Below are 13,692 nucleotides of genomic sequence, written 5' to 3' on the forward strand. Positions count from 1 at the left end.
GGCCGGCCGCGACCAGACCGGCGAAGTGCGCCATGTCCACCCACAGGTACGCATCGACCTCGTCGGCGATGCGCCGGAACTCCGCGAAGTCCAGCTGCCGCGGGTAGGCCGACCAGCCGGCGATGATCACCTTCGGGCGGTGCTCCTTGGCCAGGCGCTCCACCTCGGCCATGTCGACCAGGCCGGCGTCGTCGACGTGGTAGGCGACCACGTTGAACTGCCTGCCGGAGAAGTTCAGCCGCATCCCGTGGGTCAGGTGACCGCCGTGCGCCAGGTCCAGACCGAGGATGGTGTCGCCGGGCTTGGCCAGCGCGAACAGCGCGGCCTGGTTGGCGGAGGCACCCGAGTGCGGCTGGACGTTGGCGTACGCGGCGCCGAACAGCTCCTTGACCCGGTCGATGGCGATCTGCTCGGTGACATCGACGTGCTCGCAGCCGCCGTAGTAACGGCGGCCGGGGTAGCCCTCGGCGTACTTGTTCGTCAGCACCGTGCCCTGCGCCTCCATCACCGCGACCGGCGCGAAGTTCTCGGAGGCGATCATCTCCAGGGTCGACTGCTGACGGCGCAGCTCGGCATCGACCGCGGCGGCAACCTCCGGGTCGAGCTCGTGCAGGGACGTGTTCAGGACGGACATGCGTCTACGACTCCTCAGCCGGCGGAAAAGGCGGTGTACTCGTCGGCGGAGAGCAGGTCGCTCGGCTCCTCCGTGACGCGTACCTTGAACAGCCAGCCGCCCTCGAAGGGGGCGGAGTTCACCAGCGACGGGTCGTTGACGACGTCCTCGTTGATCTCCGTGACCTCACCGTTGACCGGGGAGTACAGGTCGGAGACCGACTTGGTGGACTCCAGCTCGCCGCAGGACTCGCCCGCGGTCACCGTGGAGCCGACCTCGGGGAGCTGGGCGTAGACGACGTCACCGAGCGCGTTGGCCGCGAACTCCGTGATGCCGACCGTCGCGACGCCGTCCTCGGCGGCCGACAGCCACTCGTGCTCCTTGCTGTAACGCAGCTGCTGGGGGTTGCTCATGGCCTGAATTCTCCTGTACGCGGGGGTGTGCTGATGAATGAGGGACCGCTGGAGGCGTGCGTGAGCAGCGGTGATGTGTTCAGCATCACCCACGGCCGGTGCCGGTGACGCTCACAGCTCCTGCATCCGATGCGTGCGGCTACTACTTCTGGCGCTTGTAGAACGGCAGCGCCACGACCTCGTACGGCTCGTGGCTGCCCCGGATGTCCACACCGACACCGGGCGTGCCGGGCGCCGCGTGCGCGGCGTCGACGTAGGCCATGGCGATCGGCTTGCCCAGGGTGGGGGAGGGAGCGCCGGAGGTGACCTCGCCGATGACCTTGCCGTCGGCGACGACCTGGTACCCGGCGCGCGGGACCCGGCGGCCCTCGGCGACCAGGCCGACCAGGACGCGCGGCGGGTTGCTCTCGGCGCGGGCGGCGGCCTCGGTGAGCGCCTCGCGCCCGACGAAGTCGCCCTCCTTCTCGAACTTCACCACCCGGCCGAGCCCGGCGTCGAAGGGGGTCAGCTCGGTGGTCAGCTCGTGCCCGTACAGCGGCATGCCCGCCTCCAGGCGCAGGGTGTCCCGGCAGGACAGGCCGCACGGGACCAGGCCCACCGGCTCGCCCGCCTTGGTCAGGGCCTGCCACAGCGGCTCGGCGTCGGAGGGCTTCACGAACAGCTCGAAGCCGTCCTCGCCGGTGTACCCGGTGCGCGCGATCAGCGCCGGGACGCCCGCGACGGTGCCGGGGAGCCCGGCGTAGTACTTCAGGCCGTCGAGGTCGGCGTCGGTGAGCGAGGCGAGGATACCGGGGGACTCGGGGCCCTGGACGGCGATCAGCGCGTAGGCGTCCCGGTCGTCGCGGACCTCGGCGTCGAAGCCGGCGGCGCGCTCCACCAGGGCGTCCAGCACGACCTGGGCGTTGGAGGCGTTGGCGACGACCATGTACTCGGACTCGGCCAGCCGGTAGACGATCAGGTCGTCGAGGATGCCGCCGTCCTCGCGGCAGATCATGGTGTAGCGGGCGCGGCCGACACCGACGGAGGCGATGTTGCCGACGAGGGCGTGGTTCAGCAGCGCGGCCGCCTGCGGACCGGTCACCGTGATCTCACCCATGTGGGAGAGGTCGAAGAGGCCGGCCTTGGTGCGCACGGCGTTGTGCTCGTCGCGCTCGGAGCCGTAGCGCAGCGGCATGTCCCAGCCGGCGAAGTCGGTCATCGTGGCGCCCAGCGAGCGATGCAGGGCATCGAGGGCGGTACGGCGCGGTTCGGTACTGCTCATCGGTCGGTCGTCTCCCAAGGCATGACGGGGGGGGCGTTCCTCCCCATCTGTCATCGGAACCTGAGAGGTTCGTCATGACCGCGCGTGGGCATGACTTGCACCTTGGGTGGGACCACCGGCGACGGCGGCCCGCTTTTCAGATGTGCCTCGCCCGCGCGGTAACGGGGCCTGAGAGATTCAAGGGAGGGACTTGCTCCTTCGGCGCCCCAGCACAAGGCTGGGAACTCTCCCGCGCGGATTCAAACGGCCGGTATGCAGTTGGCGCGCACATCATTGCACGCATCGGTCCGGCGTGGCAGGGCAGCATCTGTAACCGGGCTGTTGCGGTACGCGTACAGAAACTCCAGGCACGCGGAATTACCTTCTCTTTACGGTCGACGGGCAGATGGTCTCCATCTGACCCAGGGGAGGACGATCACGGTGAACAGGACGACGGCGTACGCGGCCACCTCGGGCATCGCGGTGCCCCGGCAGCCGGCAGCCCCCGTCGCGGAGGTGTGTCCGGCCCCGGTCGTGCGCGATCTGCGTGAGCGCTCCGGCCTGAGCCCGCACGCCCTGCTCTTCGGACCGAAGGACGTCGTGGTGATCACCGGCCTGCCGGGCAGCGGCAAGTCCACGCTGATGAAGCGGGCGGTCACGGGGCCGCGGATCGACTCCCAGGACACCCGGGACCGCTGGGACGCGCGGATGCCGGGCTTCCTGCCGTACGCGGTCTACCGCCCGCTCGTGCGGGTCGCGCACTACTTCGGACTGTGGCGGGCCCTGCGCTCCGGCGAGGGCCTGGTCGTGCACGACTGCGGTACGCAGTCCTGGGTGCGCGGCTGGCTGGCGCGGGCCGCGCGGCGCCGGGGCGGCACCCTGCACCTGCTGCTCCTCGACGTCACCCCGGACCAGGCACTCCAGGGCCAGCGCGAGCGCGGGCGGGGTGTGTCGCGGTACGCCTTCCTGCGGCACCGGGCTGCCGTGGGGCGGCTGCTGCGCGCGGCGGAGCGGGGCGAGCTGCCGCGGGGCACCGGTTCGGCGGTCCTGGTCGACCGGCCGGCGGCCGGGGTGCTGCGACGGATCGGGTTCACGGGCTGAGCGCGGGGCGGGTCTTCGGGCGGGGGTCGGGCTCGCGGGCCGGGTGCCGGGCGGACGCGGAGCGGATCGGCTGATGGGCCGCGTGCCCGGTGGGCGGGCAGGGTCGGCGGGTGCGGGGCGGGCCAGGTCTGGTGGACGGGCCGAGCCGGCGGGCGGCGGCGGGCCGGATCGGGTGCACGGCCAGGGCCGGGGCGGGCGCGCAGGCGCTAGCCTTTTCAGCCATACCAGTGGTTCACGGCAGGCGGTCAGAAGAGTATGGACTTCCCGGCGGATCTCCCCGCGGACTTCCCGGCGCAGGCGCACCCCCATTCGCACGGCGGATGGCCCGGCAACGAACTGGAGGAGGTGCTCTCCGCCTCCCTCGGCGTGCCCACCGCGGGCGGCCGGATCATCGAAGTGCTCGGCCGCAGCTTCCTGTGGGTCCCGCTGCCGTCCGGCGGCGGCCCGAACAGCGGTCCGCTGGACCTGCCCACGATGGAGATCGAGGGGCAGGGCTACGTCCCGGTCTTCAGCTCCGAGGAGCAGTTCCGTCAGGTCGTCGGCACGCACATGTCGTTCGCCGTCGCCCCGGCGGTGGAGTTCGCGCGGGGGCTGCCGCCGCAGGTCGGGATCATGGTCAACCCGGACGGTGTGGTGGGCATACCGCTGCCGCCCCCGGCGGTGGCCGAGCTGTGCCGGGTGGGCCGCACCCCGCTGGACGGGCCCGCGAGCGGCGGCCGGGTCAAGCTGTTCGAGCCGGACTGGAAGGACGACCCGGTCGACTTCCTCTCCGCGGCCTCGGCGGAGTTCGCGGAGACGGGCGTGGTGACCACGGCCCGCCGCTGCCTGGCCGCGATCGAGACCGCGGACCCGGTGATGTTCGTGGGGGTGGAGCTCTCGCACTGGGAGGGCGATCTGCGTACCGCGCCGATGGACGCCCTGGGCCGGGCCCTGGGCCGGGTCCCCACGAAGTGGCAGGTCAACCTGATCCTGCTGGACATGGCGGCGCAGGACCCGGTGACGCTGTGGATGCGCGAGCACGTACGGCCCTTCTACACGCGGGGTTAGCGGAGCCGTTCGAAGGGGCGCGGGGCCTGCGCGACCAGCCGCAACCGGAGCCGCGGACGCCCGCCCGGAGCAAGTCCCACTGCAGTGGGCGGCCTTAAGCTAGGGTCACGGCTCGGTCGGAGAACAGGTTGAAGGGGCGGTACAGGTGAGCGCCAGCGGCATCGCGGCCGGGCAGGTCGAGCACATGCTGCGCCAGGTCACGCCCGGGCGTTACGACGCCTACGAGGCGCTCCTGCGCGCGCTCGCGACCCCGAATTCCGGCCAGATCTGGATGCTGCTGTGGCACGGCCAGTCCGGCTCCCCGGACGCGCAGTACGGGAACATGGAGGTCGACGGCTACGGCTACGCGCCCTGCGTCACCTCCGCCCAGGAACTGTCGGCCAGTGGCTGGAACCGCAGTTACGAGGTGGTCGACGGGCTCGACGTGGCCCGCACCCTCTACCCCGACCACTACGGCCTCTGGCTGAATCCGCACGCTCCGGGCGGCGGTGTCGGCATCCCGTGGCTGGATCTGCGCCGGATCGCCACCGGCCTGGACCGCCAGCCCGCGGGCCCGCTGAGCCTGTCCGAGCCCGGCATCGAGATCCCGCACTTCTACGCCCTGCTCGCCCAGAACGCCCATCGCACCCCGGCCGTGCGCAGCCTGCGCCGCGCCTGGGTGCAGCCGGCGCTGGGGGCGCCGTATCTCGCCATCGGTCTGGACGTCTACGACACCAGTCCGTCGGCGGTGGACTCGGTGCGTGCGATGATGCAGCAGTCGATCGGCGCGGTCCCGGACGGGCTGCCGGTGTCGACGGTGGCGATGTCGGACGAGTACGACCCGGTCGCGATGTGGATGCGGGCGAACGCCCGGCCGTTCTACGACCGCGAGGCGCACGCGGCCCCGGCGCCCGCCGCCGGGTACGGGTACCCGCCCGCGCAGGGCGGCTACTGACCCGACGGGCCTTCCGACGGACCTCCCGAGGTCTTCTGACGGACCATCAAATCGTTTACGTGAACGTCACATTTCTTCGCGCGTAGATGATGGTGAAGATCACTGATTGTCCGAAATGTCATAAATTCCGCCTGTCCGACGTCCGTTATCCCCTGTTCGGATAACGGAATCCCCAGCACATCATCACGGTTGCGCATACTTTCGCCGTCAGATCTGGCGGCTGATCACGACGAAGCTGAAGACTCCCCAGTCAGACATGGGATCGGTCGATCCTGTGATCGAGTGCAAGTCGACAAAGCCGTAATCCACGGCAGGCGTAGGCCGGTCACCACCGGCGAGAGGGGTCGGGTCACCGTGACCGCACCGATCGAGACCACCGGGGCATCAGAAGCACAGCCGGAGGCTGTGCTCAGCGGTGCCGACAAGGGGCAGATCGAGGGCCGTTCCCTGGGGCAGATCGCCTGGACCCGGTTCAAGAAGGACAAGGTCGCCGTCGCCGGCGGCGTCGTCGTCATCCTGCTGATCCTGCTCGCGATCCTCGCCCGGCCCATCCAGGCCCTGTTCGGTCTCGACCCCAACGCCTTCAACCAGGACCTGCTCGACCCCAACACCTCGCTGCCGCACGGCGACTGGGGCGGCATGAGCGCCGAGCACCCGCTGGGCATCGACCCCAATTTCGGGCGCGACATCGCCACCCGCATCCTGGAGGGGTCCTGGGTGTCCCTGGTCGTCGCGTTCGGGGCGACGATCCTGTCCAACACGATCGGCACCATCCTCGGCGTGATCGCGGGCTACTACGGCGGCCGCACCGACGCGATCATCAGCCGGCTGATGGACACCTTCCTCGCCTTCCCGCTGCTGCTCTTCGCCATCGCCATCTCGGCGACGCTCCAGGGCGGTGCCTTCGGCCTGGAGGGCCTGCCGCTGCACATCAGCGTGCTGATCTTCATCATCGGCTTCTTCAACTGGCCGTACCTGGGCCGCATCGTCCGCGGCCAGACCCTGGCGCTCAGGGAGCGTGAATTCGTCGACGCCTCCCGCGGTATGGGCGCCAAGGGTCCGTACATCCTGTTCCGGGAGCTGCTCCCGAACCTGGTCGGCCCGATCATCGTCTACTCGACGCTGCTCATCCCGACGAACATTCTTTTCGAGGCCAGCCTGAGCTTCCTCGGCGTCGGCATCCAGCCCCCGCAGGCGTCGTGGGGCGGCATGCTCAGCGAGGCGGTCAAGTTCTACAAGGTCGACCCGCAGTTCATGATCGTGCCCGGCCTCGCCATCTTCGTCACCGTCCTGGCGTTCAACCTGCTCGGCGACGGACTCCGTGACGCTCTCGACCCGCGCAGCCGCTGATATGCGGCCCCATCGAGAGCCCATCAAGTTTCCAACTATGGAGGGGAAGCAGACCATCATGCGAAGGTCAGCGCTGGCCGCCATCGCGGCCATCGGCACTGTCAGCCTGGTTCTTTCGGGCTGCAGCAAGGCCGATGACAATTCGGGCAATGGCGACGGCAACAGCAAGTCCGCCGGCGCCGACGCGGCGACCAAGGGTGTCGTCAACGCCTCCACCGCCAAGGGTGGCACGGTCACTTACGAGTACTCGGACGTTCCGGACTCCTTCGACCCGGGCAACACGTACTACGGCTACATGTTCAACCTCAGCCGGCTGTACGCCCGCCCGCTGATGACCTACAAGCCGGCCCCCGGTGACAAGGGCAACGAGCTCGTCCCGGACCTCGCCGCGGCTCCGGGTGAGTCCAGCGACAACGGCAAGACCTGGACGTACAAGCTGCGTGAGGGTCTGAAGTACGAGGACGGCACGCCGATCACGTCCAAGGACGTGAAGTACGCCGTCGAGCGCTCCAACTTCGCGCGTGACGTGCTCTCCCTCGGCCCGAACTACTTCCAGCAGTTCCTTGAGGGCGGCGACAAGTACAAGGGTCCCTACAAGGACAAGAGCGACAAGGGCATCGCGTCCATCCAGACGCCGGACGACCAGACGATCGTCTTCAAGCTCAACCGCTCCTTCCAGGAGTTCGACTACCTGGTCGCCCAGCCGCAGACGGCCCCCGTGCCGAAGGCCAAGGACAAGGGCGTCGACTACGTCAAGAGCATCGTTTCCTCGGGCTCGTACAAGTTCGAGAGCTACGAGGAGGGCAAGCAGGCCGTCCTCGTCCGCAACGAGAACTGGGACGCGAAGACCGACCCGCTGCGCAAGCAGTACCCGGACAAGATCGTCATCAAGCTCAAGGTCAACGCCGAGACGATCGACCAGGACGTCCGCGCGGGCAAGGCGATCGACCTCGGCGGCGGTGGCGTCCAGGCCGCGACGCAGGCCGAGATCGTCAGCGACCCCGACCTGAAGGCCAACACGGACAACACCTACGGTGGCCGTCTGGTCTACATGGCGATCAACACCAAGCTGGCGCCGTTCGACAAGGTCGAGTGCCGCAAGGCCGTGCAGTACGCGGTCGACAAGAAGTCGGTGCAGACCGCCCTCGGCGGCCCGATCCGCGGTGACATCGCCACCACCGTCCTTCCGCCGGACGTCCCGGGCTACAAGAAGGCCGACCTGTACGCCACCCCGGACAACAAGGGTGACGCGGCCAAGGCCAAGGAGCAGCTGAAGGCCTGCGGCACGGAGAAGATCAAGACCAACATCTCCGCGCGCAGCGACCGCCCGCAGGAGATCGCCGCGGCGACCGCCATCATCAACTCGCTGAAGGCGGCGGGCATCGACGCCACCCTGAAGCAGTTCCCGTCGGGTAAGTACTTCACCGACGCCGCTGGTGTTCCGGCCTTCAACAAGAAGCAGAACATCGGTCTGCACATGATGCAGTGGGGTGCCGACTGGCCCTCCGGCTACGGCTTCGACCAGCAGATCCTGCACGGTGACGCGATCGGCGAGTCCGGCAACACCAACCTGTCGCAGCTCGACAACGCCGACGTCAACAAGATGCTGGAGCAGGCGATCGCGACCGAGGACGCTGCCGAGCGCAACAACCTCTACGCCGAGATCGACAACAAGACGATGGAGGAGGCGGCCCTCGTTCCGCTGACCTACTTCAAGGTCCTGCTGTACCGCCCGGCCGGCTTCACCAACCTGGTGTCCACCGCGGCCTTCAGCGGTCAGTACGACTACCTCAACATCGGCACGACCAAGAAGTAGCCCCGGAAGGCAGGTGAAGGCATTGATGCCCGCGGGCTTCGCGGCCCGCGGGCATCAGCGCCGATCCCCGTGATCTCGTATATCCTCCGCCGGACGGTCGCGGCAGTGATCCTGCTGCTGGTCGTCACCGCGGTCACCTTCGCGATCTTCTTCCTGCTGCCCCGGCTCGCCGGCCAGACGGCCGACCAGCTGGCCCAGCAGTACATCGGGAAGAGCCCCACGAAGGCCGACATCGAAGCGGTCAAGCAGAACCTCGGACTCGACCAGCCCGTGTACGTCCAGTACTGGGACTTCATCAAGGGGATCGTCTCCGGCGCCACGTATGACCTCGGGCCGACCACCGCGCAGTGCAACGCCCCCTGCTTCGGCTACTCCTTCAAGACCCACGTCGAGGTCTGGCCGCAGCTGACCAGCCGTATCCCGGTCACGCTGTCCCTGGCCGCCGGCGCCGCCGTGATGTGGCTGCTGGGCGGTATCACTGCCGGTGTGATCTCCGCGCTCAAGCCGCGGTCGCTCGCCGACCGCACCTTCATGGGCATCGCCCTCGCCGGTGTCTCGCTGCCCATGTTCTTCACCGGTCAGCTCGCGCTGTTCCTCTTCACCTTCAAGTGGCCGATCTTCGGCCGCGACTACGTCCCGTTCACCGAGAACCCCTCGCAGTGGGCCAACACCCTCTTCCCGGCGTGGTGTTCGCTCGCCCTGCTCTACTCCGCCATCTACGCCCGGCTCACCCGCTCGGGCATGCTGGAGACGATGAGCGAGGACTTCATCCGCACGGCCCGCGCCAAGGGCCTGCGCGAGCGGAACGTGGTGGCCAAGCACGGTCTGCGGGCCGCGCTGACCCCGATCATCACCGTGTTCGGCATGGACCTCGGCCTGCTGCTCGGTGGTGCGGTGATCACCGAGTACACGTTCTCCCTGCACGGCATCGGTGAGTACGCGGTGCAGTCCATCAAGGACAACGACCTGCCGCCGATCCTCGGCGTCACCCTGCTCGCCGCCTTCTTCGTCGTCCTCGCAAACTTCCTGGTGGACCTGTTGTACGCCGCCGCCGACCCGCGGGTGAGGCTCTCGTGACCGAACTGTCCAAGACCGGCGCCGCGGTGGGGGAGCCCGTGAAGGCCTCCTCCGACGTGCCCACCGCGTTCCTCGAAGTCCGCGACCTCAAGGTGCACTTCCCGACCGACGACGGCCTGGTCAAGTCGGTCGACGGAGTCAGCTTCAAGGTGGAGAAGGGCAAGACCCTCGCCATCGTCGGTGAGTCCGGCTCCGGCAAGTCCGTCACCTCGCTCGCCGTCATGGGCCTGCACAAGCTCGGCTCGCGCGGCAAGAACGTGCAGATCTCCGGCGAGATCTGGCTGGACGGCAAGGAACTGGTCTCCGCCGCCCCGGACGAGGTCCGCCGGCTGCGCGGCCGTGAGATGGCGATGATCTTCCAGGACCCGCTGTCCGCGATGCACCCGTACTACACGATCGGCCACCAGATCGTGGAGGCGTACCGGGTCCACCACGACGTCAGCAAGAAGGTCGCCCGCACCCGCGCGATCGAGATGCTCGACCGGGTCGGCATCCCCGAGCCCACCAAGCGCGTCGACAACTACCCGCACGAGTTCTCCGGCGGTATGCGCCAGCGCGCGATGATCGCGATGGCACTGGTGAACAACCCCGAGCTGCTCATCGCGGACGAGCCGACCACCGCCCTGGACGTCACCGTCCAGGCGCAGATCCTGGACCTGATCCGGGACCTGCAGAAGGAGTTCGGCTCCGCGGTCGTCATGATCACCCACGACCTCGGCGTGGTCGCCGAGATCGCCGACGACGTGCTGGTGATGTACGGCGGCCGGTGCGTGGAGCGCGGTCCGGTGGCCGACATCTTCGAGCAGCCGCAGCACCCCTACACCTGGGGCCTGCTCGGCTCGATGCCGCGTATCGACCGGGAGACCTCCGAGCGGCTCATCCCCGTCAAGGGCCAGCCGCCGAGCCTCATCAACGTCCCCTCGGGCTGCGCCTTCCACCCGCGCTGCCCGTACGCGGACATCCCCAAGGGCGATGTCACCCGCACCGTGCGCCCCGAGCTGACCCAGGTCGGCACCGGACACTTCTCCGCCTGCCACCTCTCGCCCGAGGACCGTACGCGGATCTGGACCGAAGAGATTGCGCCGAAGCTGTGAGTGAAACCAAGAAATCGGACGTGACCGTCCCGGCGCAGGCGTCGGCCCCCGGGGCGGAGAACGACGTGCTGCTGAAGGTCCAGGGCCTGCAGAAGCACTTCCCGATCCGCAAGGGCGTGCTCCAGCGCCAGGTCGGCGCGGTCAAGGCCGTGGACGGCATCGACTTCGAGGTGCGCCGCGGCGAGACGCTCGGCGTGGTCGGCGAGTCGGGCTGCGGCAAGTCGACCATGGGCCGGGTCATCACCCGGCTCCAGGACCCGACGGGCGGCACGATCCACTTCGAGGGCAAGGACATCACGCGGCTGAACACGGCCGGGATGCGCCCGCTGCGGCGGGACATCCAGATGATCTTCCAGGACCCGTACGGCTCCCTGAACCCCCGGCACACCATCGGCTCGATCGTCTCGGCGCCGTTCCGGCTCCAGGGCGTCGAGCCCGAGGGCGGGGTGAAGAAGGAGGTCCAGCGACTGCTGGAGCTCGTCGGCCTGAGCCCCGAGCACTACAACCGCTACCCGCACGAGTTCTCCGGCGGTCAGCGTCAGCGCATCGGCATCGCCCGCGCGCTCGCGCTCAAGCCGAAGCTGGTCGTCGCCGACGAGCCGGTCTCCGCGCTCGACGTGTCGATCCAGGCCCAGGTCGTGAACCTGATGGACGACCTCCAGCAGGAGCTGGGCCTGACCTACGTGATCATCGCGCACGACCTGTCGGTCGTCCGGCACGTCTCGGACCGGATCGCGGTGATGTACCTCGGCAAGATCGTCGAGCTGGCCGACCGGACCTCGCTGTACGAGTCCCCCATGCACCCGTACACCAAGGCCCTGATGTCCGCGGTGCCGGTGCCGGACCCGCGGCGCCGGGGTGCCAAGAGCGAGCGCATCCTGCTCCGCGGTGACGTGCCCTCGCCGATCGCGCCGCCGCCCGGCTGCCGCTTCCACACGCGGTGCTGGAAGGCGACGGAGATCTGCAAGACGACCGAGCCGCCGCTGCTGGAGCTGCGTCCGGGCCAGCAGGTCGCCTGCCACCACCCGGAGAGCTTCGAGGACCAGGCTCCGCAGGACACGGTGCTGCTGACGGCCGCGAAGGAGGCGGCCGAGCTGGTCGCCGACGAGGTGCTGGCGGAGTCGGCGGAGACGTCGGCGGCGGTGGCCGCGGAGGTCAAGGCGACGACGGAGGAGGCGACCTCGAAGGAGGCGGCTTCCGAGAAGGTCGCCAAGACCTCTGAGGAGACTTCCGAGGAGCCGGAGTCCACCGACAAGTAGGGTTAAATCCCCAAGTCAAGAACGAGCCCTCGCCTTGCAATGAAAGGCGGGGGCTCGTTCTTGGGTGAGAATGTAGGGGTGCTCCAGCAACTGTTCACCCCGTCCGTGCAGCATACGCTCGACCTGATCGGCATCTTCGTCTTCGCCATCTCCGGCGCGCTGCTGGCCGTCCGCAAGAACTTCGACGTCTTCGGCATCGCCGTCCTCGCCGAGGTCACCGCCCTGGGCGGCGGACTCTTCCGCGACCTGGTGATCGGCGCCGTACCGCCCGCCGCCTTCACCGACCTCGGGTACTTCCTGACCCCGATGCTCGCCGCGCTCCTGGTGGTCTTCCTGCACCCGCACGTGGAGCGCATCCAGATAGGGGTGAACGTCTTCGACGCGGCCGGCCTCGGCCTGTTCGCCGTCACCGGCACGACCAAGGCGTACGACTACGGTCTGAACCTCACCGCCTCCGCCGCCCTGGGCCTGGCCACCGCGGTCGGCGGCGGTGTGCTGCGCGACGTGCTCGCCAACGAGGTGCCCTCGCTGCTGCGCTGGGACCGCGACCTCTACGCGGTCCCGGCGATGGTCGGCGCCATCATGGTCGCGATCTGCATCCGCTACGACGCCCTCACCCCCGTCACCAGCGGATTCGCGGTGATCACGGCGTTCGTGCTGCGCCTGCTGGCGATGCGCTACCACTGGCGGGCGCCCCGGGCCTGGAACCGGCGCTCGACGGTGCGGGAGGAGGAGTAGGTCCGCTGTGCCCGGGTAAGCGGGCGCTCAGGTTAGAGGTAGGGGAAAGCTACCGCTTAGTAGTTAGCTGTTGTACCGTTCATCCATGTCAGAAGTAGCGTTCACGCAGGCCACCGTCGGAGACAGCGAGTTCGACCGCGACACCGCGCTCACCCGGCGCGAGCCCGGCGTCTACGACATCGACCTCTCCGCCGGCTGGACCATCATCAGCGCCGTCAACGGCGGTTATCTGCTGGCGGTCCTGGGCCGCGCGCTCGCCGACGCCCTGCCGCACGCCGACCCGTTCACCATCTCGGCGCACTACTTGACCGCGTCCCAGCCCGGTCCGGCGGTCGTGCGCACCTCCGTGGTCCGCACCGGCCGCTCCCTGTCGACCGGCCAGGCGTCGCTCTTCCAGTACGACGAGCGGGGGCAGGAGGTCGAGCGCATCCGCGTCCTCGCCTCCTACGGCGACCTCGACTCCCTGCCCGACGACGTCCGTACGACCGCGCGGCCGCCCGCGATCCCGCCGATGGACCAGTGCTTCGGCCCCGAGGACGGCCCGGCCCCGGTCCCCGGCAGTTCCGCCATCACCGACCGGCTGATGCTCAAGCTGGACCCGGCGACCCTGGGCTGGGCCCTGGGCGCGCCCTCCGGCAAGGGCGAGATGCGGGCCTGGTTCGGCCTGGCCGACGGCCGGGACCCGGACCCGTTCTCCCTGCTGCTGGCGGTGGACGCGCTGCCCCCGACCGCCTTCGAGCTCGGCATCAAGGGCTGGGTCCCCACGGTGGAACTGACGGTCCACGTCCGCAGCCGTCCCGCCCCGGGCCCGCTGCGGGTGTCGATCACCACCCGCAACCTCGCCGGCGGCTTCCTGGAGGAGGACGCGGAGGTCTGGGACAGCGCGGACCGGCTGGTGGCCCAGTCCCGCCAACTGGCGCGGGTGCGGCTCGGCTGACGTCCGCCGAACCCGCCGGGTGCCTTGAGGTGCCCGGCATCGGGCGGGTGTCGAACTCGCCGGTCTTTTCCAT

Annotated in this window: 14 protein-coding genes and 2 riboswitches; of the genes, 10 read left to right on the plus strand and 4 right to left on the minus strand. The window is 69.1% G+C overall.

Features of this window, described 5'->3' with window-relative positions; translation table 11 throughout:
• From ACZ7L7_RS19725 to gcvT, 3 genes are all read right to left on the minus strand, one after another.
• Positions 1-634, minus strand: a 634-nt coding sequence (locus ACZ7L7_RS19725) for an aminotransferase class I/II-fold pyridoxal phosphate-dependent enzyme (RefSeq protein ID WP_472076677.1), incomplete at its 3' end; no start/stop codon positions are given.
• Between the two features lie 14 nt (positions 635-648).
• Complete coding sequence (gcvH, locus tag ACZ7L7_RS19730; RefSeq protein WP_093723341.1) at positions 649-1,026, minus strand: glycine cleavage system protein GcvH; 378 nt, start codon at positions 1,024-1,026, stop codon at positions 649-651.
• Between the two features lie 142 nt (positions 1,027-1,168).
• Positions 1,169-2,287, minus strand: coding sequence for a glycine cleavage system aminomethyltransferase GcvT (gcvT, locus tag ACZ7L7_RS19735; RefSeq protein ID WP_285513560.1), 1,119 nt, complete (start codon positions 2,285-2,287; stop codon positions 1,169-1,171).
• Positions 2,288-2,324: 37 nt separating this feature from the next.
• Positions 2,325-2,433: riboswitch (glycine riboswitch) on the minus strand.
• Positions 2,434-2,529, minus strand: a riboswitch (glycine riboswitch).
• Positions 2,530-2,707: 178 nt separating this feature from the next.
• Between gcvT and ACZ7L7_RS19740 the strand changes: the two genes are divergently transcribed.
• A complete protein-coding gene (locus ACZ7L7_RS19740) occupies positions 2,708-3,367 on the plus strand; it encodes an AAA family ATPase (protein ID WP_472076679.1) in 660 nt (219 codons plus the stop codon).
• On the opposite strand, the gene ACZ7L7_RS19745 is transcribed toward ACZ7L7_RS19740, so the two are convergent.
• Positions 3,357-3,590 (minus strand): hypothetical protein, encoded by a 234-nt coding sequence (locus ACZ7L7_RS19745; protein ID WP_285513562.1) that lies wholly within the window; start codon positions 3,588-3,590, stop codon positions 3,357-3,359. The two genes, ACZ7L7_RS19740 and ACZ7L7_RS19745, sit on opposite strands and share 11 nt — an antisense overlap.
• Before the next feature lie 32 nt (positions 3,591-3,622).
• Here ACZ7L7_RS19745 and ACZ7L7_RS19750 point away from each other — a divergent pair, with 32 nt between their 5' ends.
• The 9 genes from ACZ7L7_RS19750 (at position 3,623) to ACZ7L7_RS19790 (ending at position 13,619) form a co-directional block, all read left to right on the plus strand.
• Positions 3,623-4,414, plus strand: a complete 792-nt coding sequence (locus tag ACZ7L7_RS19750; RefSeq protein WP_285513563.1) for an enhanced serine sensitivity protein SseB — start codon at positions 3,623-3,625, stop codon at positions 4,412-4,414.
• Positions 4,415-4,559: 145 nt separating this feature from the next.
• Positions 4,560-5,348: an enhanced serine sensitivity protein SseB C-terminal domain-containing protein gene (locus ACZ7L7_RS19755; RefSeq protein WP_093723337.1), complete on the plus strand. Its 789-nt coding sequence runs from the start codon at positions 4,560-4,562 to the stop codon at positions 5,346-5,348.
• 354 nt (positions 5,349-5,702) lie between these two features.
• Entirely contained in the window at positions 5,703-6,698 is a 996-nt protein-coding gene (locus tag ACZ7L7_RS19760; RefSeq protein ID WP_093723336.1) for an ABC transporter permease, read from the plus strand.
• A 58-nt stretch (positions 6,699-6,756) separates the two neighbouring features.
• The gene (locus ACZ7L7_RS19765) at positions 6,757-8,514 is read left to right on the plus strand and encodes an ABC transporter substrate-binding protein (protein ID WP_472076682.1); all 1,758 of its coding nucleotides are present in this window, start codon (positions 6,757-6,759) and stop codon (positions 8,512-8,514) included.
• Between the two features lie 69 nt (positions 8,515-8,583).
• Positions 8,584-9,591 carry an ABC transporter permease gene (locus ACZ7L7_RS19770; RefSeq protein WP_093723334.1) on the plus strand — a complete coding sequence of 336 codons (1,008 nt, stop codon included), beginning with the start codon at positions 8,584-8,586 and terminating at the stop codon, positions 9,589-9,591.
• Complete coding sequence (locus ACZ7L7_RS19775; RefSeq protein ID WP_471427576.1) at positions 9,588-10,685, plus strand: ABC transporter ATP-binding protein; 1,098 nt, start codon at positions 9,588-9,590, stop codon at positions 10,683-10,685. The genes ACZ7L7_RS19770 and ACZ7L7_RS19775 overlap by 4 nt, the downstream gene beginning before the upstream one ends.
• Positions 10,682-11,944 carry an ABC transporter ATP-binding protein gene (locus ACZ7L7_RS19780; protein ID WP_471427574.1) on the plus strand — a complete coding sequence of 421 codons (1,263 nt, stop codon included), beginning with the start codon at positions 10,682-10,684 and terminating at the stop codon, positions 11,942-11,944. The genes ACZ7L7_RS19775 and ACZ7L7_RS19780 overlap by 4 nt, the downstream gene beginning before the upstream one ends.
• A gap of 78 nt (positions 11,945-12,022) precedes the next feature.
• The gene (locus ACZ7L7_RS19785) at positions 12,023-12,682 is read left to right on the plus strand and encodes a trimeric intracellular cation channel family protein (RefSeq protein WP_285513569.1); all 660 of its coding nucleotides are present in this window, start codon (positions 12,023-12,025) and stop codon (positions 12,680-12,682) included.
• Positions 12,683-12,767: 85 nt separating this feature from the next.
• Complete coding sequence (locus ACZ7L7_RS19790; protein ID WP_472076684.1) at positions 12,768-13,619, plus strand: thioesterase family protein; 852 nt, start codon at positions 12,768-12,770, stop codon at positions 13,617-13,619.
• Positions 13,620-13,692: the final 73 nt, after the last annotated feature.

The sequence above is a fragment of the Streptomyces sp. NPDC110618 genome, from assembly GCF_055657065.1.